Genomic DNA, 25,184 nt, shown 5'->3' on the forward strand with positions numbered 1-25,184 from the left:
CTTAATTTATTATAACAAATATTTTAATATTTGATAGTATATTTACTAAATTATTACATAGTCATCGATTAAAATTTGCTTCTTTGTTTTCCCTTGAAATGTATTTACATCTAAACGACCAAGTAGTGTGACTGGCTGTTGGTTTCTAAGTTTTTGATAAAGCGCTTTGTTACTGAAGAATATTGCTTCTATACCGTTTGATAAGATTAGTTTTGTGTGTTCTCCTCTTATTAGGTATTTACTTTGTGGAACGATTTCCTCAAATACGAATAATGCATCTTTTAAATCAAAGCGTTCTAAATCAATGATTTGATCAATACCTAATTTGAAGATGTTGATTCTTCCTTCAACTACGGCAGGTTCCATTTGCTTTGCTTGTGGAATTAGTTCGTTGAATCTTGTTTTAAATTCTTCTAAGTATTCTTTTTTAAACTCTAATCCAGCAGCGTTTGTGTGTCCACCGTGTCTGATCAGAAGGTCTTTTAGTTCACCTAGTACAGATATAATGTCTGCGCCATTATAACTTCTTATACTACCTTTGTATGTATAATCTTCTTCTTTAAGTACAACAGATACTTTGCCAAACTCATTGGCCATACGTGATGCGACAATACCAATTACACCTTCATGCATTTTTGGTGAATGGATGATGATTGCTGGTTTTGTGTTATCTAGTATGTTTAGTGCTTCTGTGTATAAGTTTTTAGTTAGTTTTTTACGTTTATTGTTGTTTTCTTCAATTTCAGTGATCAGTTTTGATGCTTCTTGGTAATCAGTAGCATCAAGTAGTCTTACAGCTAGTTTTGCTGATTTCATACGTCCACATGCATTGATTCTTGGAGCAATTTTGTATTGAACATCACTAACTGCTGGTGTGTAAATATCTAGAAAATCCATCAATTTGTTTAATCCGATATTTTGTGAAGCTGCGAGTTTATTAAGTCCTAAGTTAACAATTGCTCTGTTTTCATCAATTAAAGGCATCATATCAGCGATTGTACCAATAGCAACAATATCAATGTATTCCAATGCTTCATCACCAATAAGAGCTTGAATTACTTTAAAAGCAACACCAACCCCAGCAAGTGGTTTGAATGGATAATCTGATAAAGCTGTATGTATTACAGCGAATGCTTCTGGTAGTTCATCTTCTATTTCATGATGATCTGTGATGATGAAATCAACATTGTTTTCTTTGAAGATAACTGCTTCCTTTTTAGACTTGATTCCGTTGTCCACTGTCAGTACTAATTGGTAGTCATCATTGATGATTTCGAAGGCTTTTGACGTTGAAAGTCCATATCCGTCTATAAAGCGGTTCGGAATATCATAGTCAACCAATCCTCCAAGTTCTTTGATAACTTTGTACAAAACGTATGTTGACGTTATACCGTCCACATCGTAGTCTCCATAGATTAATATTTTATCTTTGTTTTTAACTGCATCCATTATGCGGTCAACTGCTTTTTGCATGTCTCTAAAGAGGTACGGATCGTTCAAAGACGTTTCATCAAGGTTAAATAATTCTTCGTAATTATGAACCCCTCTAGACTTGTAAATATCCTCTACAAGTTTCGTTTGATCTAGTGATTCATTCTTTAATTTCCACATAGTTTTTTCCTCCTAAGCAAAAAAAGTGGTAGCCCACTTTTTTACATTTTTTCTGGTGCTGATACTCCGACTAAATGAAGCGCGTCTTTCAGCACGATTTTTGTTGCGTTTAGCAATGCCAAACGTTCGTTTGTTTTTTGTACATTATCTGTAATAACATGTTCATCATTATAGAAACTATGGAATGAACTTGCTAATGTGTTGATATAGTTTGTTAGTTTATGTGGTGCGCGTTGTGTTGCAGATGCTTTTATTACATCAGGATATTCACTTAATTTAGAAACTAGTTCTAATGTTTTTTCACCTGTTAGTGTTGATAATTCAGTAGTAAATGTTGATAGGTCATATCCCTTTTCTTTTGCTTGTTTAAAAATACTGCATATACGAGCATGAGCGTATTGTACATAATATACTGGATTCTCATTTGTTTGTCTTAGAGCTAAGTCTAAATCTAAATCCATATGTGTATTTAAACTTCTCATTGCGAAGAAATAACGAATTGGATCTGGACCAACTTCATCTACTAAATCTCTTATTGTAATGGCTTTACCGCTACGTTTAGACATTTTAACTTCAACTCCATCTTGAAGTACTTTTACCATTTGAAGTAAATCAACATTTAAAGTCTCACTGTTTCCACCAACCATTTCAATGGCTGCTTTTAAACGAGGTATATATCCGTGGTGGTCTCCACCTAGGATATCAATCAATTTAGTGTATCCTCTATCAAGTTTGTTTTTATGGTATGCAATATCTGGGGTTACATAGGTAAATGTTTTATCACTTTTAATTATTACACGATCTTTTTCATCTGCATATTCACTTGTTTTTAACCAAACTGCACCTTCAAATTCATATGTATAGTTATTGTCAATCAAGTGCTTAACTGTTTTGTTTACTAAATCTTGATCATAGAGTGATTTTTCACTAAACCAAACATCAAATTCAACTCTAAAATCCTTTAAATCCTTTTTAAGTTCATTTAATAATGAATCTACACCATATTGTCTAAAGAATTCAAAACCATCTTCTGATATGAATTTATCTCCATATTGTTCTTTAATTTCTTTCGCTGTAACGATAATTTCAGGTCCAAAGTATCCATCTTCAGGCATTGTAGACTCAAGATTAAATAGTTCTTTATATCTAGCATATATACTATGTGCTAGATTCTTAATTTGATTACCTGCATCATTTACATAAAACTCTTTTTCTACTTTATAACCAGCTTTTGTCAAGATTCTACATAAAGAATCCCCTGCTGCAGCTCCACGAGCATGTCCTATATGAAGTAAACCAGTTGGATTGGCTGAAACGAACTCTATATTATAGAATTCTCCTTGTCCTAAATCCTGATTACCATAATTCTCCTTTTGAACGTTGATATCTTTGATGACATTTGTTAAGAATGTCGATTTAATGTAAAAATTGATAAATCCAGGTCCTGCGATTTCAGTTTTTTCAATGAACATTTCATCATGATTTACTTTGTTAGTAATTTCCTCTGCAATCATTCTAGGAGATTTTCTAGCTATTCTAGCATATTGCATTGCAACGTTTGTAGAATAGTCTCCATTTGATTTATCTTTTGGTACTTCTAATGTTATATTTATTTTCTCATCAAAATATCCTAAATCTTTAAGAATATCTTTGATATGATCTTTAATGTCAAATACTAATTCTTGAATATTCATATCTTCACCTCTATTTATTGAATTTTAAACTGATGTCCATAGATTTAACTGAGTGTGTTAAAGCACCTACACTAATAAAATCAACTCCAGTTTCACTTACCTCTTTGATTCTGTTTAAAACCATGTTTCCACTTGCTTCTAACAATTTATTGTTGTTAGCAAGAACACATTTTCTTGTTAACTCATTGCTCATATTGTCCAACATAACAATGTCACACTCTGTGTTTATAGCCTCAAGGAATTGATCGAAAGTTTCCACTTCAACTTCAATCCTTATATTCTGGTCAACCTTATTTTTTACTAACTCAACTGCACGTGTGATACTTCCAGCTGCTTTAATATGGTTGTCTTTTATCATAACTTGATCACTTAAACTAAATCTATGATTAATTCCACCACCATCAACGACTGCCATCTTCTCAACAATCCTCAAGTTTGGTGTTGTCTTTCTGGTATCTAATATTTTAGTATGATTGTTTGTAATCTCGTCAACAAATTTCCTTGTAGTTGTTGCGATTCCACTCATCCTTTGCATAAGGTTTAGTGCAATACGTTCTCCTTTTAAAATAGACCGTGCTTTACCACTAATTATAGCGATTAAGTCGCCCTTTTCGATAAACGTACCATCAGTGTTTATTACTTTAATATATACTGAATCATCTACTATTTGAAACACTCTTTGCATTACTTTTATACCACTTAAAACACCATCTTCTTTAGCTATAAAGATACCTTCACTTTGCTCGTCTGTGAACAAGTTGTCAGTCGTTATATCTATAGTTGGGATGTCTTCTTCTAATGCATCAAGAATAATTTTGTCTATTTGTTTACTCATGTTATCACCTATATTTTTAAGTCTAGTTGTTCGTAACTAATTTTTTTAGTTGGAGTTGTATATAATTTTATCCATTTTGCCGATCTACCTTTTCCAAGTGGTCGGATTTTATCTTCGTCTCTTAATCGTTTTAAAGTTCTATTAATTGTCGAATCTGAGATGTATGGATGTACACTTCTTATCTCATCTTTGCTAAATATATCATCAAGTTTATTAATAGTATTTTCTATGTTATCTGACTTGTTTAAATTTTTATCAAACTCATAATCTCTTATAAAAGAGTTTATATGATCATAAGCTATCAACGAAATTTTCAAGACAAACCGATGGATTGATATAACATTATTGAACCCTTCTTCCCAATTGTACATTGAGCTTAAAAGCACCTTATCGAACTCTTCAATATTTATGGATATAGCTTCAAAGAAGCTAATATACTCATACACTTCGAACTCATTTGTTACCAATAAAATGTATAGAAGTACTAATGCAATTTCTTTATTTTTATCAGTAAATATGTCTGATTTTAGAAAATCTATATAAAAACTTACAATAAGAAATGAAACCTCAAATTTATTTTCTTTTCTCATCTCATTAAATCTTGCGATTAACTCTTCTAGTGTATCACGTTTTGATGTGTAATTACTAGATAATAATGTAACTTTTTTGGCTGTCTTCTGCACTTTATTGAACTGTAGTTTCTTTTCAGAAACGACATCACTGAACAAGAAATGCAGCAAATCGAAAATTTCAGTCGGTAAAAGTTCAAACGTCGATGTCTCATTGTGCACTTTTGTAAAAGCGTTATGAAGGTTGATAATTAGACGTTCCTCTTTGTTTTTAGGTAGTACCCCTTTGTATATCAGAGACTTGATCCTACCTTCAGACATCTCAACACCGAAAATATGTGCAAAATACTGCACATCTTTGGCAATTGTTTGGCGCACCATTACTGCATTATCCGATTCCAATGTTTTATGATTATAGTGGTTATTTCCAATCGACTTATACAATTTGATATAGTTGCTAATTATATCGTAAGGTATTTGAGCACGCTCTATGTTGTTTAAACTATTCATAGTCAATTCCTCCAAACATATCAATACACACTCTATTTTACTATATTTAGCGCAAAAATCAATACTTTTGGATTATATTTATAGTCATAGTCAATATTATGACTATAATAAAAAAGCAGTGAAATTCACTGCTTTTTAGTTAAATAATTTTTGTTGTACAACTTCTACATCATCAGCTTTTTTATATTCACTGATTGGAACAAGAGAAGAATCTTCTTCTATTGTTTCAATATTAATGTAAAGTGGTGTTCCTTCTGCTTTTTTAACAAACTGTTTTCCATTTTCAGTTTTATCAACTTTAATGTCAAATGCAGATGTAAGAACAAGTTGAGAATCAGTGTTAATTCTGATTTGGACTTTATTCTTGTATTGAGTTGCATTCATAAGGCATACGTCTTTTACTAGATATGGATTTGACTTAACAACTTTGTAAATTTGGAATCCTTTGTTCGTACGTTTCTTTTTAGGTACTATGACAGGATCAGTACGTTTTATAGTACCACGATTTGTCAGTATAATTAATACATGACTGTCTTCTAGTATAATACCAGCAGATAATTTTTGTTTTGTAGCTAGGTTCATACCTTTAACACCTTTTGCTGTTGTTGCAGTTACTGGTATTTCAGATAAATTGAACTTAAGTACTTGTCCATTGTCTGCAAAAATCAATACGTCTTTTTCAATTGATGATGTAGTATCTATTGAAACTACTTCGTCATCTGGATTCAGTTTAATTGCTTTTATTGTCTTATTGTATCTTGATACATCAAATTCGTTTAGTTTCGTTAATTTAACTAGATTGTTTCTAGTTACAAATAGTAAGAACTTTTCTTCTTTGAAATCAGGAACGTTTATTACTTTGATGATTTCCTCATCTTCACCTAATTGAACGATATTGTTTATATGTGTGCCAAGATCTTTCCACTTGTATTGAGGAAGTTTAAAGACTGGTGTATAAACATAGTTTCCTTTATTGGTAAATAGTAACAATGTGCTTAGAGATGACACTTCATGTTCAAACAACAATGAATCGTTATCTTTAACTTGTGCTTTTTTTGTAGAATTATAAGATTTTAGTTTCGATGCTTTTATGTATCCAGCGCATGAAACACCTACAAATAGCTGTTCTTCACTAATTAATTTCTCTTCAGAAACAACGATTTTCTCAATTTCTTCTTCAACTTTACTAACTCGCTTCGTTGATATACGTTTTTGAATATCTTTTAATTCAGTTTTTATTAGTTCTTCTAATTCTGTTTCGTTACTTAGTATTACTTTTAAACGATCAATAATTGTATTTAACTCAGATTGCTCTGTTTCTAGTTCGTTTATATCAGTTGAAGACAATTTGTAAAGTTGTAACATAACAATAGCTTCACTTTGCTCTTCACTAAATTTATATTTTTTAATAAGTTTGCTTTTTGCATCTTTTTTGTTCTTTGAAGCTCTAATTAACGCGATTACATCATCTATGATATCTAGTAATTTAATGATACCTTCTACGATATGTAATCTTTTTTGTGCTTTTCTTAGTTCATAGTTTGATCTATTAGTCACTACCTCTTTTTGATGTAGAATATATGCATCTAATATAGGTAATACTCCTAATAACATTGGTCGTTTATTGTTAATAACTACCATATTATAGTTGTATGATCTTGATAGGTTTGTCTTTTTATGTAAGAAGTTTTCGATACTTAGTGGATCAAATCCTTTTTTAACATCGATAACGATACGTAATCCTTCTCTATCTGATTCATCCCTAACTTCTTTGATTCCATCGATTTGCTTATTGATTCTGATGTCATCAATTTTACGAACAAGTACTGCTTTGTTCACTTCGTATGGAATTTCAGTTACTATGATAGATTGTCCTTCAATTTCAGTAAGGCTTCGGATAAATATTCTACCTCTACCTGTTCTATATGCTTGAATGATCTGTTCACGACCTTGAACGATTCCTCCTGTTGGGAAATCTGGACCACTCATAATTTTGATAAGGTCTTCAGGTGTCATTTCAGGATTATCTAATCTTTTAATAACTGCGTTAATAACTTCTCTAGGATTATGAGGAGGTATTTCAGTTGCATACCCAGCACTAATCCCTGTTGCTCCATTAACTAATAAGTTTGGATAACGTGCAGGTAAAACGGTTGGTTCATACTCTTCATCATCAAAGTTTGGTATAAAATCTACTGTTCTTTTGTCAATATCTTGTAGTAAATATTCACTTGCTTTTGACATTCTTGCTTCAGTGTAACGCATTGCTGCAGCGCTATCTCCATCCACAGAACCATTGTTCCCATGCATATCAATAAGAATATCTCTTTGCTTCCAAGTTTGACTTAATCGCACCATTGCGTCGTATACTGATGAATCACCATGAGGATGATACTTACCAATGACGTCACCGACAATACGTGCAGATTTCTTATATGGTTTATTGCTGAACATTCCAAGTTTGTACATCGCAAACAATATACGTCTCTGAACTGGTTTTAGTCCATCACGTACATCTGGTAATGCTCTATCTTGAATAATGTATTTACTATAACGACCAAATCTTTCTCCAACAATGTCTTCAAGGTTTTCAACTAGGATTTTTCCTTCAACGAACTCTTCTATTTGCTTAGTTATTTTCTTCTTCTCCATGTTATTTACCTAACTTAAAGTTGTCTTCAGAAGCGAATGAAACATTACTTTCAATCCAGTCTCTTCTTGGTTCAACTTTATCTCCCATAAGAATATTAATACGTTGATCAGCATCTGCTAAATCTTCGATATTAACTCGAATCAGTGTTCTTGATTCAGGATTCATAGTAGTATCCCATAGTTGTGTAGCGTTCATTTCACCTAGTCCTTTGAATCGTTGAATGTTATATGATTTGAAATCTTTTGTTAACTCTTCAAGTTCTTCATCTGTCCATGCATAATCAGAAAGTTGTTTTTTACTAACTTGCCTTGTTACTTTGTATAGCGGTGGAAGTGCAATATACACTTTACCAGCTTCAACAAGTTCACGCATATATCTAAAGAAGAACGTTAATAGTAATACTTGAATATGTGCACCATCAGTATCCGCATCTGTCATGATGATTACTTTGTTATAATTACACTTTGTCATATCAAAATCAGGACCAAGTCCTGCACCAATTGTATGAATAATTGTGTTTACTTCTTCATTTTTCAATACATCTTCTATTTTTGCTTTTTCAGTATTTATTACCTTACCACGTAATGGAAGTATTGCTTGGAACCTTCTATCACGACCTTGTTTTGCACTACCCCCAGCTGAATCTCCCTCTACTAAGTACAGTTCATTTCGATCTGGGTTCTTGGTTTGTGCAGGTGATAATTTACCTGATAAATTGGTTTCTTTTTTAGATTTTTTCTTTTCTAATCTAGCTTCTTCTCGTGCTTTTCTAGCTGCGTCTCTAGCAAGTTGTGCTTTGATAGCCTTCTCGATAAGAGTATATGTTAGATTATTGTTTTCTTCTAAGAAGTATGTAAGTTTTTCAGTAACTACTTGTTCTACAGCACTTCTAGCATCTGGAGATCCAAGTTTGTTTTTCGTTTGTCCTTCAAATTGAAGTAGGTTTTCAGGAATCCTAACAGATAGTACCGTTGTTAAACCTTCTCTAATATCCGCACCTTCAAGTTTGTTTCCGTTTTTGATCAACCCTACTCTTTGCCCGTACTCATTAAACAGTTTTGTGATTGCTGATTTATAACCAGTTTCATGTGTTCCACCATCTTTAGTACGAACGTTATTTACAAATGATACTATTTGATCGGTATATGATTTAACAAATTGAAATGCAACTTCAACTTCAATCTCATTTGAGATTCCCTCAATAATCGATGCATTGTGATATGGTGTCTTTTTATCATTGATGAAGTTGATGTATGAGATAATCCCATCGTTGTATAAAAACTCTTTTGTTGTTTTCGAACGTTCATCAATTAACGTCATTTTTAATCCCTTAAGTAAAAAGGCACTCTCTCTCAAGCGCTCTGTTAAGGTTTGAAGACTAAATACAGTTGTACTAAAAGTCTCATTGTTAGGCTTGAACCAAACTGTTGTACCAGTTTTGTTAGATTCACCTATTACTTCAAGTTCTGATATATCTCTACCACCATTAGAAAATCTAATGTTGTAAAGTTTACCATCTCTATGCACTGTAACATCAACAAATTCACTTAATGCGTTAACTACAGATGCACCAACACCATGTAACCCACCAGATACTTTGTATCCGCCTGCTTGTCCAAATTTACCACCAGCATGAAGCTTTGTGTAAATAATTTCAACCGTGCTTTTTCCAGAAGCATGCATTCCCACCGGAACACCTCGACCGTTGTCTTCTACAACAACACTATTGTCTTCTTTAATTGTAACTGTGATTTCTGTCCCATATCCTGCAAGCACTTCATCGATCGCATTATCAACGATTTCCCACACTAAATGGTGTAATCCTCGAGAGTCTGTGGACCCAATATACATACCAGGTCTTTTACGTACCGCTTCTAGTTCTTCCAGTATTTGGATAGACGATTCATCGTAACTTTGAATGTTATCACTCATCTTGTACACTTCCTATCCGTATCTACAATTACATATTATAACATAAATGAAATCAAAAAAAATGTGTAAATTTATATTTGTATGTTATAATGACTCATATATTACTGAAATGGAGTGGATTTTCATGGGTTCACAGCTTATATTTGAAATAGTACTTTTGGTACTTGCATACTTGTTCGGGTCAATCCCATTTTCTATCATATTTGGAAAATGGTTTAAAGGAATCGACGTTAGGGATCATGGAAGTGGAAATCCCGGTGGAACAAATTCTATTCGTCATTTAGGACGTAAAGTAGGGTTTTTAATCGTTTTCTTTGATGGGTTAAAAGGTGGTTTAATTGTACTACTGATGCGTACAGGGTTAATCCATGTTGAGTATATGCCGATTCTAGCATTTGGTGTCATAGCAGCAATTGGTCATGTGTACTCAATCTTCATTGGTTTACGTGGTGGAAAGGCTGTCGCATCTACTATGGGATTAATTACAGGATTTAATGTAATTTGGGCCGCAATTGCAGTAATTACCTTCTTTATTGTTACTAAAATCACTAAGTATGTTAGTGTTGGATCAACAAGTATTCCAATTATTATCATAATTTTATCAGTAATTTGGCAAGTGTTTGACATCAACTTAATACCGTATTTTGATCAAGGTAAATACTTCTTATTTGAGTTACCGTTCTTGATCTTCATCATGTTATTAATATTTTGGAGGCACAAAGAGAATTATAAAAAAATTAGTAAAGGTATTGAAAACAAAGTTACATGGTAAAAGACGAGAAATCGTCTTTTTTTTATGCAAATAAAAAAACCTCATTTGAGGTTTTTGTTATTTTGCTGCATTCATTGAAGCTAGTACTTGTCTAACTTGTTTCTCAGATGGTTTTCTACCCATTTGAGTCATCATTGCTCTAATCATATTTTCATTTACAGGTGGATTCTCTCTAAGATATTTCTTGAAATATCTTTGTGATAAGAAAAATCCTAACACTGCACCTAATAATAATGCGACAACTATTGCTGCTATTGCCCATCCTAGACCCATTGTATCACTCCTTAATTAATCTCCTCTATATTGTACAAGATTAATACTAATAAAACAAGTCAAATGTGGCCTATTTTTTTGTTTTAAAGAATAGATATATAAATGCTCCAGTGTAGAGATATTGCACTGAGAACTGAATAACTTCAGGCTTAGAATACCAACCTACAGTGGCATATAACGCTATTCCAATTGGTTGTTCCTTATGATACAAGAATGTATCACTTAGATCAAACATTTTAGTATATATAACATTAGATGCTTCCAAAATACCTTCTGCTTTTAAATAAGATAATAATTCATGTAAGCTATATCCAAACATGAATCCAGCTTGTAGAATCAAGTAGAATAATGTCACATTGAAAATTACTTTTAGGTTTACTTTGATTAATGATTTGTAGATTAAGAATGATAATACTCCTGAAGTTACAATACCAATCAATGCTCCTGCTAAATATGAACCTTGTTCTGCTGATGCAAATACAAACAATGCTATTTCAGCACCTTCTCTTGCAACCATTACAAAGGCCAACAATAGTATAGCCATTTTAGATATAGATACTTTCATCTTATCTTGAATATCACTTACAATCTTATGTCTATTCTTTAACATAAAGAATATGAATGTTGTAATAAGTAATAGTGCAACAAAACTAGCAACACTTTCCCACAACTTCGCAACGTTATCACTGTTTGCTCCTATGGCGTTTGAAATACCAAATAAAACAAGCCCAATTACTACAGATGCTAAGATCCCTAATCCTAACCCCTGGAATACTGCTTTCTTATCATTTAAGCGATTTGTTTTATTTAAGTACTCCAACATAATAGCAACTATTAAAAACGCTTCTAACCCTTCTCTTATCCCCATAACCAACCCTGGTACGAAATCAATACCGAACATATAATCAGTCCTTTCAAATTTGTATACGTCTATATATTATAGTAAAACGATGCCATTTTCAAAGATAATCATAATTTTTCTAAATAGGATGCTAAATAAGACAAAAGAGTATTTACTTTTTGGCTATTTAAGGTTAAAATACTTACATAGAACATTTCTTGTAAAGGAGGAATTATAATGGCTAGAAGAATTTCAACTGATTGTATAGCTTGTGGTGCATGTGTACCTGAGTGTCCAGTAGATTGTATCGCTGAAGGTGATATCTACGTTATTGATGAAGATATTTGTATCGATTGTGGTGCATGTGAAGTAGTTTGTCCTGTAGACGCTATATCTGAAGTATAGAACTTACTGATTTAAATAACTATACTATAATTAAATAGAATAAAAAAAACGAAGAGTAATCTTCGTTTTTTATTTATGATATATTTACTAATTCTTGGATTAAACCAGTATGAATAAAACCAATTGATTTGGCAAGTCGATATGACCCTTTGTTTACATCATCACATCTCCAAACAAATTTCTTGTCGATATTTACCATCAATGTTTGACAAACAGTTTTGGCATAGCCCCTTTTACGATAACCAGGGTGTACAAGAATCCCAATATCACTTATAACGTCACCCCAGTTCCATAATGATGATACAGCTACTAGTTTTTCATCATCAAACAAACCATATATAAAGTCATCTTCTAAACTAACCATACCTTCTTCTTTATCCTTTTTAGAGCAACTATCTAAGAAAGCCTTAAAAATATCATTATCATCTTTATTTAATTCTCTACAAAGAGATGTATTTTGTATTAAACCAAATTCAAGATCATTAATAAAAAACAGATGAGTCGTATCTTTTATTTTGAATTTAGATTTATAATTCTCAATTGTCATCTTGGATTGATTAGGTACTAGTATCCAAGTATATTTATCAGTGATGTATTGAACACTACTTTTTCTATCTAATTTAATAATTGAAAAAGGGTCTTTTAGTTCTTGCTTTGTGAGATATTGATACAGTTCATGAATTTGTGTATCAAACATGAAATCACCTAACTTTCAGTATAATTATACCATTTTATTGTGTTTTATGTAAAAATAAAACGGCTAAATAATAGCCGTTTTTTTATACGAATGTATAAGGGTTTGTTACTACTTTTGAAGTGATAACTTTCGCAGTAACTCCTTCAGATTCTAAAACATTCTTTAGATGATACATAAAATGATGTTCGATGTAGTGACCAATATCAAGGGTATTAATACCATAGTTAACACAATCTAGTGCTTTATGATATGTTATATCTCCTGTGATAAATAAATCTGCTTTCTTATGAACAGCATTTATTATATTAGAGCTTCCACTACCACCAGATATAGCGACTGTTTTAACAATGGCATTTAAATCACCAATGAATCTAGCATCTTCAACTTTAAATACGTTCTTAACATGTTTTATAACATCTTTCATCGATTGTTCTTTAACATTTCCTATTTTACCAAGACCTTCGTTATCAGTAATGTCATCAAGGTTTTCTTGATTTTCAAGTCCAATCATCGAAGCCAACATCGAATCCATACCGTAGTTAGAGATATCAAAGTTAGTGTGAGCGATATAGAGTGTAATATCGTTTTTAATTAACTCTTTTATAATATGTCCTTGATATGTTTCTGTTTGAATACCTTTTATAGGAGAAAAGATTAGTGGATGATGAGCTATAATCAAATCACAGTTGTTTTTGATTGCTTCTTCAATCACTTCTTTTGTAACATCTAATGTCAACAATATTGTTGTAATTGTTTTATTTAATGTACCTATTTGTAACCCTACATTATCCCAATCGTAAGCTAAGTTTTTTGGGTATAATGATTCAAATAATGAAATTATTCTTTGTCCATTCATGACTTTGCCTCCTCTAATAGTTTAATGCGAGCAAGTAAAGATATCTTTTGCTGGTCACCAGGAATGTTAGGTAACACTTTATTTAGTTTAGTAATTTCTTTATCAATTCGTTCTATGAAAAAGAAAGGTTTTTGTTTTAAGTTAATCGGACCAAACATTACTTCAAAACTAGAGTAATTTTTGGATCCCTTTTCGATAACAATAATATCATAATACTTATGATTCTCCTTAATTACAAGTTCATCAATGATTTGATATTTCAGCTCTTTTAATGTGGCACGAACTTTATCTGCTTCGTTATTAGGTTGTAGTATAAACCTTTTAACGTTTTTAGTACTATGATTTGTTAAGATGTCTGCGATAAGTCTACCACCCATACCTGCGATTACACATACATCTGTGTCATCATCGATTTTCTCGATTCCATCACCTTTGATCACTTTGATTTTTTCCTGTAGTTCTCGCTTTTTTACATTGCTGTATGCAATGACAAACGGTCCCTCTTTATTATCTATTGCTTGTGCATATGATACATATCCTTCTAGAACTGCATGGATTGGTAAGAACGCATGGTCAGTACCAATGTCTGCTAGTTTATGAAAACCATCTGTATATTTAGCGCATGCATATAGACGTTTTGATAAGTCCATAATGTGAAATTCTTTCATTATTTTCCAGTCATAAAGTCTTTCAGTTTTTTACTTCTAGATGGGTGACGTAATTTACGAAGTGCTTTGGCTTCGATCTGTCTGATTCTCTCACGAGTAACACCAAATTCACGACCAACTTCTTCTAATGTTCTAGCACGACCATCTAACATACCGAAACGCATTCTTAATACTTTTTCTTCTCTGTCAGTTAGTGTTTCTAAAACAGTTGCTAGTTCACGCTTTAACATTTCTTTTGATGTAAACTCCATTGGAGTTAATGTATCTGGATCAGGTATGAAATCTCCTAATGATGAATCTTCTTCCTCACCAACAGGGCTTTCTAAACTAATAGGTTCTTGCGCTACTTTTTGAATGATTTGAACTTTCTCAACACTGATTCCCATACGCTCTGCCACTTCTTCAGGTTGTGGTTCACGTTTTAGTTCTTGAATCAATTGACGTTGTGTTCTAACAAGTTTATTGATTGTTTCAACCATATGTACTGGGATACGGATTGTACGAGCTTGATCGGCGATTGCTCTAGTGATTGCTTGTCTAATCCACCATGTAGCATACGTACTAAATTTGAACCCTTTGGTATGATCAAATTTACCTACAGCTTTCATTAATCCCATGTTTCCTTCTTGGATTAAATCTAAGAACTGCATCCCACGTCCTACGTAACGTTTTGCGATTGATACAACTAAACGTAAGTTGGCTTCAACTAGCTTGTTTTTCGCTAGTTCTCCTCTGAACATAATTTGTTCAACTTGTAGTTTGTATGCTGGGTCTATTTCTTCTCCCATTGATACCATTTCATCAAATTGTTCTTTAGCAACAACTGCATTTGCGATATCAGTAGCAAGTTCAACTTCTTTGAATCCTTCAAGTAAGTCAACACGACCGATTTCTTTTAAATACATACGTACTGGATCATCTACTTTAATACTCATTTGTGATTCAAATGATTTATCGTGTAATAGTTCTTCTTCTATGTCTTTTGTAAAGTTTAAGTCAAGAACGATTGATGGATCAAGTCCATCTCCCTCTTCATCATCAGAATCATCATCTAATGTCAATGTAGGAACTTCTAAGTTAACCATTTCTGTAGCACTAACTACATCTACTTGTTTCTTTTCTAGTTCTGCAATGATTATATCAAAATCCTCTGTTTCATCACTAACAAACTTTAGAATCTCGGCTACTTCTAAATACCCTTTAGCCTTGCTAATCTCCACTAGCTCTTGAATGATTTTATTTTTGTCCATACTTTTCCTCCTTGATTTTTAAATCTCTGTACTCTGCAAGTTTTATTTTTTCTTGTAAAGTAGGTGCTTCTTTTATTTGCAGTTCCATATGATCTAGAACTAGCTTAAATTGGTAATCGTTCATCGCATCAATCAAATCATCGTATTCTTTCGGAATCAATTGAAGTTCTTTATTTATACAGCGATTGATAAAGAAACTATTCTGTGCCTCTGTTAGTTTTTCAATAAAACTATTATTAATTTCCACAGTGTCCATTTCTTTTGTATCGTTTTCTAAATATAAATCTTCAACAATATCCTTCAATTGACGTACATTTTCATCAATATGAAAAACTTCACCAAATTCTTTGTTATAGTTGAATAAATATTTTCTATCATCTAAGAAATAATTAACCAATCTTCGTTCTGCGAATGTGTACTTGTCTTGTACTTCTACTTTGGCACGGTAGACGTTACGAATATTACTAATGTTTCTCTTTGTATACTGGTTAAAATCCTGTCTAATCGACTCTAGGCTAAGTTTTGTATCAGCAGCTAAACGTTTGATATAACTCTCTATAACAGTATTTGATGCGTTTTTAATCATATCAAATATTGTTTTCTTAAAGTGTTCTATATCTAACATTTTAGAGAAGTCGATTTTCATGTTGCTTTTCTTATATTCAAATTCAAGTGGGTCTATCCAGTTATTGTTTATATATTCTAGTAACGCTTTATTCCCGTATTTTTGGATATAATCATCTGGATCTAGTTTATCTGGTAATATTACGACAGTGACATTCATTTGTTCTTGTTGGAACATGATAAGTGCACGTGATGTAGCTTCAAAACCAGCTGCATCTCCGTCATAACATATTACTATATTATTCGTGTATTTCTTAATTAGTTTTATTTGATCTTTTGTTAATGATGTTCCCATTGAAGCGACAGCTTCTTTTACACCTGCTTTGTATGCAGCAATAACATCCATGTACCCTTCAAATAATACTGCTCTATTGTTTTTCTTTATCTCGTTGATTGCATTTTGCATGTTATATAAAACATTACTCTTAGTAAATACTTTTGTTTGAGGACTGTTTATATACTTTGCGGATTCATCGTTTTCTTTATACGTTCTTCCACTAAAGGCTACTGTGTTACCTTTTTCGTCTTTAATTGGGAAGATGATACGTTCTCTGAATAAATCGTAGTAGTTATCATTTTTACTTTTCTTAACAAGTCCTAAATCATGTAGATCACTTACAAGGTAATCTTGGTTGGTTAGGGTCTTATGTAATAAATCAAACTCATTAGAAGCAAGTCCTAATTCAAAGTGCTTCATGATATCGACTGAGATTCCACGTGACAACAAGTATGTTTTTGCTTCTATCCCTGACTTTGTGCTAGATAGATACAAGTTGTATAGTTTGTTCGCAGATTCATTGATTTCAAACAGTCTTTGATTTGGGTTTTCTGTTTTAAAATCAGAGAAGTCTTTTGTGATATTCGCTCTGATTGCTAAGTCTTCGATTGCTTCAATAAATGATATGTTATTGGTTTTTTGGAGGAATGTTACTGCATTTCCTTTTTCCCCACAGCTGAAACAATTATATATTTTACGTTCAGGTTCAACACTAAATGACGCAGTTTTTTCATTATGAAATGGGCATAAACCAAAATAACTCTTTCCTTTTTTAGAAAGAGCCACTTTTTCACCGATAACGTCTATGATATCAGTTTTAGCTAATACTTCATTTATAAATTCATCACTAAGTCTTGGCATATTATCACCTTACTAGTAGTATAGTTTTTCCAATAAATATGGTACTAATTCTTTTTTTGATAAGTTAATTTGTTCCATAGTATCTCTGTCTCTTAATGTGAAGATTTCGTTGTTGACACCTTCATCATCAATTGTTAGTACAAATGGTGTACCAATTGCATCTTGTCTTCTATAACGTTTACCGATTTTACCTGATTCATCATTTGTTACTGTAAAGAATTTAGATAAATATTCGATCATTTCATCTGCTTTTTCTTTATGGTACTTTTTGATTAATGGTAATACCGCAACTTTATACGGTGCGATTGATGGCTCCAGTTGTAGATTGATTCTAGTTTCTCCATTTTCTAGAGTTTCCTCTTTGAATGCAGATTGTAATACTGCTAAGAATAAACGTTCTACTCCTAACGATGGTTCTATAACATATGGTAAATACTTTTCATTTGTTAAAGGATCTAAATACATTAGATTTTGCTTTGAATGTTCTTGATGAGCATTTAAATCAAAATCTGTACGAGATGCGATACCCCAAAGTTCGTCAAATCCCCAAGAGAAGTTGAATTCAATATCTGTTGTTGCATTTGAATAATGACTTAACTGTTCCTCTTCGTGATCTACTAGTTTGATGTCTTCATCTTGTAATCCTAAACTAAGTAAGAAGTTTTTACATTCTTGTTTCCAATAATGGAACCACTCGAATTCAGTTCCTGGTTTACAGAAGAATTCTAATTCCATTTGCTCGAATTCTCTTGTTCTAAAAATGAAGTTACCTGGAGTAATTTCATTTCTAAATGATTTCCCTATTTGTCCAATACCAAACGGTACTTTTTTACGAGCACTTCTTTGAATATTTTTGAAGTTAAGGAAAATCCCTTGTGCTGTTTCTGGTCTCATATATATTACATTCTCACTGTCACTTGTTACACCTTGTGTTGTTGAGAACATTAGGTTGAACTGTCTGATATCTGTATAATCTAATGCATCACAGTTTGGACAGGCAATCTTGTTTTCTAGTATGAATTCCATCATTTTTTCGTTAGACCATGCATCTGGGTTTACTGAACGATCGAAATCTTCAATTAACTTATCAGCACGATGTCTTGTATTACATTTTTTACAGTCTGTTAGAGGATCGCTAAATCCACCAACATGTCCTGATGCTTCCCATGTTTTTGGATTCAGTAGAATACTACTATCTAATCCGACATTTAATTTATTTTCTTGGATAAATTTCTTCCACCAAGCTTGTTTGATATTATTTTTAAGTTCTACACCTAGTGGACCATAATCCCATGTATTGGCTAATCCACCATAAATTTCACTACCTTGAAATACAAATCCGTAGTTCTTCGCGTAGTTTACTAAATCTTCCATTTTTATCTTACTCATACGTCTACCTCCTAGATTGTAATTTGGACATAAATTTGCATGTTATATTATACCATAAAATACAAAAAAAGAGACGAGCTCTTTTTAGTATTTTTTAATTTGTTTGATGATACTTCTTGATTTTGATTGATATCCGGTGAAATCACTATAGGTAACATCGATAATATGACGAATCATAATACGTTCATTTTTTGTGAATTCAAATGTTTTTAAATCACTAATGTCCATTCTATATAGTTCGTTTATCTTCATATAAATATCTGAATCAAAGTGTTCTTCCAGAGGTTCTAAATGTTTTCTACAAATCAAACCACCGTTTCTGATTGAATACACTAAATTATCATTTTCTTCACATAGACTACAACCACTAAAACGAAGACCGTACCCAAGAAAATGTAGTAGTTTTAACTCGAAGATAAAACTAAGAATTTCCGGATCAAACTGTTGATCAAATAGTGTAAGTAATCTTTTTAAGAACTGATACATTTTTGGATGATCATTATTTTCATCTATAATTGCTGATACAAGTTCTAAAATGTGTGATACAAATGTATAGCTTTCAATATCAAGTTCGATATTGCTGAATTCCTTTACAAGTTCACCTTCTTTGAGGCTTGGAAAGTCTCCTCTAGTTGGGGTGAATTCTATTACATTGGGTACTTGAGATAAAAAACGATTGATGCTTTGTAGTTTTTTAACTCCACGTGCGATGACACTCATCGTACCTTTTTCAGTATAAAGATATAAGATTTTACTTGAATCTTTATAATCTAGAGATTTACAAACTATTGCTTCAATCATTTTAATCACCTACTATTCTGTGTATCCGAAGTTACGTAAATGAAACTCTTTATTTCGCCAATCTTTCTCTACTTTACAGTGTAGGTCTAGATAGACTTTTTGTCCTAATAGGTACAAGATATCTTTTCTGGCATCTGTTCCTATCTTTTTAATCATTTGTCCTGCTTTACCGATAATGATTCCTTTTTGACTTGGTCGTTCTACAATAATAGATGCGTGAATATTTAGTAAATCAGTATTCACTTCATCGTATTTCACGTATTCTATTAGAACCATTACACTATGAGGAACTTCTTCTTTGGTGTGATGTAGTACTTTTTCTCTTATCATCTCACTGATGATAAATTTCTCTGGATGATCTGTCTTCATATCGTCGGGATAGTACTTAGGTCCTTCTTCTAACTCGTTTTCTATGTCTTCTAGTAATCTATCTATATGATCACCGCGTAATGCGCTGATGCTGAAGATTCCTTTAAAGTTATATGCTTCTTTGTATTTGTCTACATTGTTTTTCAATCTAACAACATCGTCAATATCATCTGCCTTGTTTAATATAAGAAATACTGGGACTCTTACGTTCTTTAATTCATTGATGATGAATTCATCACCGGGACCAAAGCTTTTTGTAGAATCAACCATGAATAAAATAAGATCAACTGTACGTAATGTGTTGATAGCTTCTTTTGTCATGAAGGCACCTAGTTTATGATGCGGTTTATGGATACCTGGGGTATCGATAAAAATAATCTGAGAAGATTCTGTGGTATGAATCCCTGAGATATTGTTTCTTGTTGTTTGAGGTTTGTCGCTTGTTATAGCAACTTTTTGACCCATAACTTTATTTACAAATGTGCTTTTTCCAGCATTAGGACGACCGATTACTGTTACAAATCCAGATTTAAACATTATAAATCTTTCTCAGTAAACGCAAAAGGTAATAACTCTTTGTTTAGAACAGTTTTTACATCGCCTTTGTTGTTTGTGATATGGATTTTTGTATCTTCATTGATCAGCTCTCTCATTACTTGACGACAAGCTCCGCAAGGGCTGATAAAACTATCTTGTTCTGTCGTTAATAGTAATTCTTCGATATCATCTTTGCGATACCCTGCTGTATACGCTGAAAACAGCGCAGTACGTTCTGCACAGTTGGTCAAACCAAATGATGCATTTTCGACGTTAACACCTTTGATTAATTCTCCGTTTTTCATACGGATTACGGCAGCTACTTTGAACTTTGAGTAATCTGAGTATGAGTTTTTAAGTAATTCTTTTGCTTCATTGTATAAATCTTTCATATGTACACCTACCTAAATAATTTCGCTTTTTGTAATACTTTATTTTGCAATTGAACCATTTCTAATTCATCGTCTTCTGTTTGGTGATCATATCCTAAGGTATGTAATACCCCATGGATAAATAGAAAACCAAGTTCACGTTCAAATGAATGCTCTAATTCAATTCTTTGTTCTTCACATTTTTCTAAAGATATAACAACATCTCCTAGTTGGTTGTTTTCACCGTTTGGAAACGTTAAAACATCTGTTGGATAATCTTTGTTTCTATATTGCTTGTTCATTTCTTGTATTTGATTGTTTGATATAAACACTACATTAATCTCTTTATTAGCTAATTGTAATTGATTGGTTGCTTGTTTTCCAACAAGTTCAATCGTTTTACTATAATCTACTTCGTTAAAAAAGTTTTGTATATTTATTTTCATATTCTTCATACCTCTGTATTACTTTCTGTACAAGTGGATGTCTGATAACATCTACTTTTTCGAAATTGATAATACTGATTCCTTTTATTCTAGCCAATAGATTGCTTGCTTGGATTAATCCTGAGTTGTTTTTGTTTGGTAAATCTATTTGTGTAATGTCACCTGTTACTACCATCTTAGAGTTAAACCCTAAACGTGTTAGAAATAGTTTCATTTGATTTATTGTTGTATTTTGTGCTTCATCTAAGATGACGTAAGCATTTTCTAGTGTACGCCCTCTCATGTAAGCTAGGGGTGCGATTTCAATGATTCCTTTTTCAATCATATCCTCGGTTTGTTTTGAACCTAGTATTTCATATAAGGCATCATATAACGGTCTTAGATATGGATCTACTTTCTCTTTTAAATCTCCTGGTAAGAACCCGAGTTTTTCACCTGCTTCGACAGCTGGTCTTGTTAGAATAATCTTTTTAACAGAACCATCTTTTAGCTTAGCAACAGCGTTAATTACAGCAACGTATGTTTTACCTGTACCTGCTGGTCCGATACCAAAGACAAGATCGTTATCATTAATTGCCTTGATGTAATGCTTTTGATTCAGTGTTTTTGCATAGATAGGTTTACCATTGTATGCTTTCGTAATTACAACACGATCTACATAAATATCTACAATATCTTTTTCTGCCATTTGATCAGCAAGTTTTGATATATAAATGATATCTCGTTCTGAAATAACAATATTATTCTTTGCTATATCGATCAGACAACTAAATATTTTAGATAATACAGCGACTTTATCTTGGTCTTTCGATTCAATAAAGACATCTTCACCTTTGGAGTAAATACTTGTTGAAAACAAGGCATTAAGTACTTTTAGGTTTTTGTCATTAAAGCCTACAACAGCCCTAAAACTATCCACATCACGAAACTGTACATCAAGTTTTGTTAAATCAACCATACTATCAATCTCCCATCATAGAATATAACTAAATTATATCATATTTAGGGAAAAAAATAACGGCTTTCGCCGTTATTTATCTTCTACCGTTTTTCTTGTTTTCTTTTTGTTTAAGTTTTTTTGAAACACTTGGTTTCAGGTAATGTTCCCTTTTACGAGCTTCAGCCAGGATCCCAGCACGTGAAACATCGCGTTTAAATCTTCTTAACGCGTCTTCTATGTTTTCGTTTTCTTTTACAACAGTTTTTGCCATGAGAATTCCCTCCTCTCGCTCTTTTATTTTGCCGTACTAATATTAACAAATTATATAGCCTTTTGCAAGTTTTTTTGAATATTATACTAGTTTTGCAAATGTATCCTTATATTTAACGTTTTCGATGGATACTTTTGCTATTTTATTATGTAATTCAAGGTCTTTGTTTACCTTCACATAAATGTATGTATCACTGTGTCCATATGTGTATAAATCGTCCGATTTTTCGAACAATACACTCAGATTGTTTTCTTTGGATTCATTAATGAAGTTTGTTGCCAATTTCTCATTAAGTTCTAATAATCCATTTACTCTTACTGATTTTATTATACCATTAATTTGATCTTTCATCTGTGCTGCTTTTGTTCCACTTCGTTTCGAGTATGGAAAAACGTGTAGCTCACTGAAGTTACAATCTTCAATAAATTGCACCATTTCGGAGTACATTTCATCTGTTTCAGATGGGAAACCAACGATTACATCAGTAGTTATCGCAACTCCTGGTATTTTGCTTCTTATTTCGGTGATTTTTGTAAGATATTCTTCTTTGTTATATTTCCTTTTCATCATTTTTAACACATCATCACTTCCTGATTGAAGTGGGATATGAAGATGTTTGGCAAAGATGCTATTTGATGAAATTAAATCAAGAATTTCATCTGACAACTCATTTATTTCAATTGAAGATATTCTTATACGATCTAATCCATTGATATTTGATAAGTTAGTTAATAGCTTAAATAATGAATAATCCTCTAAATCAGACCCATATCCACCTGTGTGAATCCCTGTCAATACGATTTCATGATATCCGTTTTTAACTAGTTCTGTTGCTTCTCTTAAAACACTTTCTTTGTTTCTTGAACGAACAGGCCCTCTTGCAAATGGGATTATGCAATAGCTACAGAAATTATTACACCCATCCTGTATTTTTAAGAACGCTCTTGTGTTTTCAGTAAAGTGTGTAACATGTACTTCATCAAACACTTTGTACCTAGAAACATCAGTTACTGCGTTGATTTTAGCTCTTTCACGTAGAAACTCTTCAACTAAAACAATAAGTTGCTCACGGTGCTTTGTACCAATAACGATATCAACACCATCTATTGCTAGTATTTCATCAGAACTCATTTGTGAATAACACCCCATAACTGCGACTACTGCTTCTGGGTTCTGTTTTATTAGTTTTCTGATTGCTTTTCTACTTTTTGAATCACCAGAATTTGTCACAGTACATGTATTAATAACATACACATCTGAATATGATTTATGGTCTACTCTTTTGTATCCTTTTTCTTCGAATAGTTCCCATACACTTTCTGTTTCATATGTGTTTACTTTACATCCTAATGTATAAAAAGCTACTTTCATAAAATATCACTCTTTTCATATACAAGATTTAAATTATTTACTATGTGCAAACTTGTATTTTCTTAACTAAACTTAATTGATTTCAAACTTATATTTATCTTCATTATTTTTAATTAAACTATATGTTATATTGTATGGAGTTCAATATGATGGAACCCTAAATAATGATTGACTGCAAATAATAAGCTGATTTCATTATTAATAACATATTGCATTAATATTGAATTGTAAAACATTGAATATCAACTGACCATATTTGACACATAATTATTTGATACTCATTGCCAAGAAAGTTCTATGTGTAGTGCAAGTCTAAAATAAACTCGCAAATTTATGCGCTAAACACCTTATTTTATTGTATAAAATAATTGCTTATTGGCAAGGAATAACGTTTTAAATTTTTAGTATCTTATGTATAAATATTTATCGTTAACTTTGTAGTATTTTGCATATTATTACATAAAAAGATTATATCATAAACAAAATAAAAAGGTTAGAAAAACCCTTTATTTTGATTCGCAATATTTCTTGAATTCTTGGACAATTTCGTTCATAGTTCTTTCAACTTTACGTTTTAAAAAGTTAGATAAAAACTGGAAAACTTTGTTTCCTACTGATCTAACTATTAACTTATAGTGAACATGGTCATCATGTTCTCTAAAATGATGTTCGAACTCCATATGTGCTTCATGAAGATGGTATGTAATTGAATGGGGAAGATTGACGTTTATGACAGATCTTGATAACTGTGTACCTACTTGGTTGGTTATCATTTCTAATGACCCTTCAGTATTTTGAATCCCTTCAATTAGTTTAATATCTTGATATCCTTCACGTTGTAATTGCTCATCTTTGTCTATAAGGGCAAATACTACTTCGTCTATTGGCTTTTCGATTACAGTTGATATTGTTACTTTCATAAAATCACCTCGTAATAATTATATCACATAAAAAAAGGTTCAAACGAACCTTTTTTAGTGTTTTAATGCTTTTTTGAATTTTTCCCAAATTGTTGAATCCTTAGTTAAATCAGTTTTACCTAATTGTTCAAATAGTTTGGATTGATTTTTATTGATTGTAGTTGGTGTTACTACTTTAATAATTACATGTTCGTCACCATTACGTCTTGTTCTAACGTTTGGTGCTCCTTTACCACGTAATCTGAATGTTGTTTGACTTTGTGTACCAGATGGTATTTTAAGTTTAACATCACCGTGTGGTGTAGGGACTTTTATGTGATCACCTAGAGTAGCTTGTGTGAATGTGATTGGAACTTCGATAACTAGGTCATCTCCATGACGTTCGTATAAAGGGTGTTTTTTTACATCAAATAGAATGTATAAATCTCCTGATGGTCCACC

General features: G+C 32.1%; 25 protein-coding genes. 2 read left to right on the forward strand and 23 right to left on the reverse strand.

What is annotated here, in order from left to right:
- Positions 1-45: 45 nt before the first annotated feature.
- From recJ to parE, 6 genes are all read right to left on the reverse strand, one after another.
- Positions 46-1,611, reverse strand: coding sequence for a single-stranded-DNA-specific exonuclease RecJ (gene recJ, locus AC2LE6_RS04695; RefSeq protein ID WP_484478099.1), 1,566 nt, complete (start codon positions 1,609-1,611; stop codon positions 46-48).
- 41 nt (positions 1,612-1,652) lie between these two features.
- Complete coding sequence (gene argS / locus AC2LE6_RS04700) at positions 1,653-3,305, reverse strand: arginine--tRNA ligase (RefSeq protein ID WP_484478100.1); 1,653 nt, start codon at positions 3,303-3,305, stop codon at positions 1,653-1,655.
- Between the two features lie 10 nt (positions 3,306-3,315).
- Positions 3,316-4,140: a carboxylating nicotinate-nucleotide diphosphorylase gene (gene nadC, locus AC2LE6_RS04705; RefSeq protein ID WP_484478101.1), complete on the reverse strand. Its 825-nt coding sequence runs from the start codon at positions 4,138-4,140 to the stop codon at positions 3,316-3,318.
- A gap of 8 nt (positions 4,141-4,148) precedes the next feature.
- On the reverse strand, positions 4,149-5,219 hold the full coding sequence (locus AC2LE6_RS04710) for a hypothetical protein (protein ID WP_484478102.1): 1,071 nt from the start codon (positions 5,217-5,219) through the stop codon (positions 4,149-4,151).
- 135 nt (positions 5,220-5,354) lie between these two features.
- Complete coding sequence (gene parC, locus AC2LE6_RS04715; protein WP_484478103.1) at positions 5,355-7,871, reverse strand: DNA topoisomerase IV subunit A; 2,517 nt, start codon at positions 7,869-7,871, stop codon at positions 5,355-5,357.
- A 1-nt stretch (position 7,872) separates the two neighbouring features.
- The gene (gene parE / locus AC2LE6_RS04720) at positions 7,873-9,804 is read right to left on the reverse strand and encodes a DNA topoisomerase IV subunit B (RefSeq protein ID WP_484478104.1); all 1,932 of its coding nucleotides are present in this window, start codon (positions 9,802-9,804) and stop codon (positions 7,873-7,875) included.
- Positions 9,805-9,928: 124 nt separating this feature from the next.
- Here parE and plsY point away from each other — a divergent pair, with 124 nt between their 5' ends.
- Positions 9,929-10,576 (forward strand): glycerol-3-phosphate 1-O-acyltransferase PlsY, encoded by a 648-nt coding sequence (plsY, locus tag AC2LE6_RS04725; protein ID WP_484478105.1) that lies wholly within the window; start codon positions 9,929-9,931, stop codon positions 10,574-10,576.
- A 57-nt stretch (positions 10,577-10,633) separates the two neighbouring features.
- Here plsY and AC2LE6_RS04730 read toward each other — a convergent pair whose 3' ends face one another.
- Together AC2LE6_RS04730 and AC2LE6_RS04735 are read right to left on the reverse strand one after the other, a co-directional pair.
- Complete coding sequence (locus AC2LE6_RS04730; protein WP_484478106.1) at positions 10,634-10,849, reverse strand: YneF family protein; 216 nt, start codon at positions 10,847-10,849, stop codon at positions 10,634-10,636.
- 70 nt (positions 10,850-10,919) lie between these two features.
- Entirely contained in the window at positions 10,920-11,750 is an 831-nt protein-coding gene (locus tag AC2LE6_RS04735) for an FTR1 family iron permease (protein WP_484478107.1), read from the reverse strand.
- Between the two features lie 177 nt (positions 11,751-11,927).
- On the opposite strand from AC2LE6_RS04735, the gene AC2LE6_RS04740 reads away from it, so the two are divergent.
- Positions 11,928-12,095, forward strand: a complete 168-nt coding sequence (locus AC2LE6_RS04740) for a DUF362 domain-containing protein (protein ID WP_484478108.1) — start codon at positions 11,928-11,930, stop codon at positions 12,093-12,095.
- Between the two features lie 73 nt (positions 12,096-12,168).
- Here AC2LE6_RS04740 and AC2LE6_RS04745 read toward each other — a convergent pair whose 3' ends face one another.
- From AC2LE6_RS04745 to AC2LE6_RS04815, 15 genes are all read right to left on the reverse strand, one after another.
- Positions 12,169-12,792, reverse strand: coding sequence for a GNAT family N-acetyltransferase (locus AC2LE6_RS04745; RefSeq protein ID WP_484478109.1), 624 nt, complete (start codon positions 12,790-12,792; stop codon positions 12,169-12,171).
- 82 nt (positions 12,793-12,874) lie between these two features.
- On the reverse strand, positions 12,875-13,648 hold the full coding sequence (locus AC2LE6_RS04750) for a Nif3-like dinuclear metal center hexameric protein (RefSeq protein ID WP_484478110.1): 774 nt from the start codon (positions 13,646-13,648) through the stop codon (positions 12,875-12,877).
- Positions 13,645-14,316 (reverse strand): tRNA (adenine(22)-N(1))-methyltransferase, encoded by a 672-nt coding sequence (locus AC2LE6_RS04755; RefSeq protein ID WP_484478111.1) that lies wholly within the window; start codon positions 14,314-14,316, stop codon positions 13,645-13,647. The genes AC2LE6_RS04750 and AC2LE6_RS04755 overlap by 4 nt, the downstream gene beginning before the upstream one ends.
- Complete coding sequence (gene rpoD / locus AC2LE6_RS04760; RefSeq protein ID WP_484478112.1) at positions 14,316-15,566, reverse strand: RNA polymerase sigma factor RpoD; 1,251 nt, start codon at positions 15,564-15,566, stop codon at positions 14,316-14,318. The genes AC2LE6_RS04755 and rpoD overlap by 1 nt, the downstream gene beginning before the upstream one ends.
- Positions 15,553-17,328: a DNA primase gene (dnaG, locus tag AC2LE6_RS04765; RefSeq protein WP_484478113.1), complete on the reverse strand. Its 1,776-nt coding sequence runs from the start codon at positions 17,326-17,328 to the stop codon at positions 15,553-15,555. Before dnaG ends, rpoD begins: the two co-directional genes overlap by 14 nt.
- 12 nt (positions 17,329-17,340) lie before the next feature.
- Positions 17,341-18,717 carry a glycine--tRNA ligase gene (locus AC2LE6_RS04770; protein ID WP_484478114.1) on the reverse strand — a complete coding sequence of 459 codons (1,377 nt, stop codon included), beginning with the start codon at positions 18,715-18,717 and terminating at the stop codon, positions 17,341-17,343.
- A gap of 84 nt (positions 18,718-18,801) precedes the next feature.
- Positions 18,802-19,518 (reverse strand): DNA repair protein RecO, encoded by a 717-nt coding sequence (recO, locus tag AC2LE6_RS04775; protein ID WP_484478115.1) that lies wholly within the window; start codon positions 19,516-19,518, stop codon positions 18,802-18,804.
- A 12-nt stretch (positions 19,519-19,530) separates the two neighbouring features.
- Complete coding sequence (gene era / locus AC2LE6_RS04780) at positions 19,531-20,424, reverse strand: GTPase Era (RefSeq protein ID WP_484478116.1); 894 nt, start codon at positions 20,422-20,424, stop codon at positions 19,531-19,533.
- Positions 20,424-20,816, reverse strand: a complete 393-nt coding sequence (gene cdd / locus AC2LE6_RS04785) for a cytidine deaminase (protein WP_484478117.1) — start codon at positions 20,814-20,816, stop codon at positions 20,424-20,426. The genes era and cdd overlap by 1 nt, the downstream gene beginning before the upstream one ends.
- A gap of 8 nt (positions 20,817-20,824) precedes the next feature.
- Positions 20,825-21,241, reverse strand: coding sequence for an rRNA maturation RNase YbeY (ybeY, locus tag AC2LE6_RS04790; protein WP_484478118.1), 417 nt, complete (start codon positions 21,239-21,241; stop codon positions 20,825-20,827).
- Positions 21,213-22,199, reverse strand: coding sequence for a PhoH family protein (locus tag AC2LE6_RS04795; protein WP_484478119.1), 987 nt, complete (start codon positions 22,197-22,199; stop codon positions 21,213-21,215). The genes ybeY and AC2LE6_RS04795 overlap by 29 nt, the downstream gene beginning before the upstream one ends.
- 76 nt (positions 22,200-22,275) lie before the next feature.
- Complete coding sequence (gene rpsU, locus AC2LE6_RS04800) at positions 22,276-22,452, reverse strand: 30S ribosomal protein S21 (protein WP_484478120.1); 177 nt, start codon at positions 22,450-22,452, stop codon at positions 22,276-22,278.
- Between the two features lie 81 nt (positions 22,453-22,533).
- Positions 22,534-23,823: a tRNA (N(6)-L-threonylcarbamoyladenosine(37)-C(2))-methylthiotransferase MtaB gene (gene mtaB / locus AC2LE6_RS04805; protein WP_484478121.1), complete on the reverse strand. Its 1,290-nt coding sequence runs from the start codon at positions 23,821-23,823 to the stop codon at positions 22,534-22,536.
- 506 nt (positions 23,824-24,329) lie between these two features.
- Positions 24,330-24,743 (reverse strand): hypothetical protein, encoded by a 414-nt coding sequence (locus AC2LE6_RS04810; RefSeq protein ID WP_484478122.1) that lies wholly within the window; start codon positions 24,741-24,743, stop codon positions 24,330-24,332.
- Positions 24,744-24,797: 54 nt separating this feature from the next.
- The coding region (locus AC2LE6_RS04815) for a DnaJ C-terminal domain-containing protein (RefSeq protein WP_484478123.1) at positions 24,798-25,184 on the reverse strand (387 nt) is incomplete at its 5' end.

This window comes from Candidatus Izemoplasma sp., assembly GCF_982632705.1.

Excerpts from the sequence above, each read along its gene's own strand:
- recJ (WP_484478099.1), bottom strand. The coding sequence starts at position 1,611 with ATGTGGAAATTAAAGAATGAATCACTAGATCAAACGAAACTTGTAGAG.
- argS (WP_484478100.1), bottom strand. The coding sequence starts at position 3,305 with ATGAATATTCAAGAATTAGTATTTGACATTAAAGATCATATCAAAGAT.
- nadC (WP_484478101.1), bottom strand. The coding sequence starts at position 4,140 with ATGAGTAAACAAATAGACAAAATTATTCTTGATGCATTAGAAGAAGAC.
- AC2LE6_RS04710 (WP_484478102.1), bottom strand. The coding sequence starts at position 5,219 with ATGAATAGTTTAAACAACATAGAGCGTGCTCAAATACCTTACGATATA.
- parC (WP_484478103.1), bottom strand. The coding sequence starts at position 7,871 with ATGGAGAAGAAGAAAATAACTAAGCAAATAGAAGAGTTCGTTGAAGGA.
- parE (WP_484478104.1), bottom strand. The coding sequence starts at position 9,804 with ATGAGTGATAACATTCAAAGTTACGATGAATCGTCTATCCAAATACTG.
- plsY (WP_484478105.1), top strand. The coding sequence starts at position 9,929 with ATGGGTTCACAGCTTATATTTGAAATAGTACTTTTGGTACTTGCATAC.
- AC2LE6_RS04730 (WP_484478106.1), bottom strand. The coding sequence starts at position 10,849 with ATGGGTCTAGGATGGGCAATAGCAGCAATAGTTGTCGCATTATTATTA.
- AC2LE6_RS04735 (WP_484478107.1), bottom strand. The coding sequence starts at position 11,750 with ATGTTCGGTATTGATTTCGTACCAGGGTTGGTTATGGGGATAAGAGAA.
- AC2LE6_RS04740 (WP_484478108.1), top strand. The coding sequence starts at position 11,928 with ATGGCTAGAAGAATTTCAACTGATTGTATAGCTTGTGGTGCATGTGTA.
- AC2LE6_RS04745 (WP_484478109.1), bottom strand. The coding sequence starts at position 12,792 with ATGTTTGATACACAAATTCATGAACTGTATCAATATCTCACAAAGCAA.
- AC2LE6_RS04750 (WP_484478110.1), bottom strand. The coding sequence starts at position 13,648 with ATGAATGGACAAAGAATAATTTCATTATTTGAATCATTATACCCAAAA.
- AC2LE6_RS04755 (WP_484478111.1), bottom strand. The coding sequence starts at position 14,316 with ATGAAAGAATTTCACATTATGGACTTATCAAAACGTCTATATGCATGC.
- rpoD (WP_484478112.1), bottom strand. The coding sequence starts at position 15,566 with ATGGACAAAAATAAAATCATTCAAGAGCTAGTGGAGATTAGCAAGGCT.
- dnaG (WP_484478113.1), bottom strand. The coding sequence starts at position 17,328 with ATGCCAAGACTTAGTGATGAATTTATAAATGAAGTATTAGCTAAAACT.
- AC2LE6_RS04770 (WP_484478114.1), bottom strand. The coding sequence starts at position 18,717 with ATGAGTAAGATAAAAATGGAAGATTTAGTAAACTACGCGAAGAACTAC.
- recO (WP_484478115.1), bottom strand. The coding sequence starts at position 19,518 with ATGATTGAAGCAATAGTTTGTAAATCTCTAGATTATAAAGATTCAAGT.
- era (WP_484478116.1), bottom strand. The coding sequence starts at position 20,424 with ATGTTTAAATCTGGATTTGTAACAGTAATCGGTCGTCCTAATGCTGGA.
- cdd (WP_484478117.1), bottom strand. The coding sequence starts at position 20,816 with ATGAAAGATTTATACAATGAAGCAAAAGAATTACTTAAAAACTCATAC.
- ybeY (WP_484478118.1), bottom strand. The coding sequence starts at position 21,241 with ATGAAAATAAATATACAAAACTTTTTTAACGAAGTAGATTATAGTAAA.
- AC2LE6_RS04795 (WP_484478119.1), bottom strand. The coding sequence starts at position 22,199 with ATGGTTGATTTAACAAAACTTGATGTACAGTTTCGTGATGTGGATAGT.
- rpsU (WP_484478120.1), bottom strand. The coding sequence starts at position 22,452 with ATGGCAAAAACTGTTGTAAAAGAAAACGAAAACATAGAAGACGCGTTA.
- mtaB (WP_484478121.1), bottom strand. The coding sequence starts at position 23,823 with ATGAAAGTAGCTTTTTATACATTAGGATGTAAAGTAAACACATATGAA.
- AC2LE6_RS04810 (WP_484478122.1), bottom strand. The coding sequence starts at position 24,743 with ATGAAAGTAACAATATCAACTGTAATCGAAAAGCCAATAGACGAAGTA.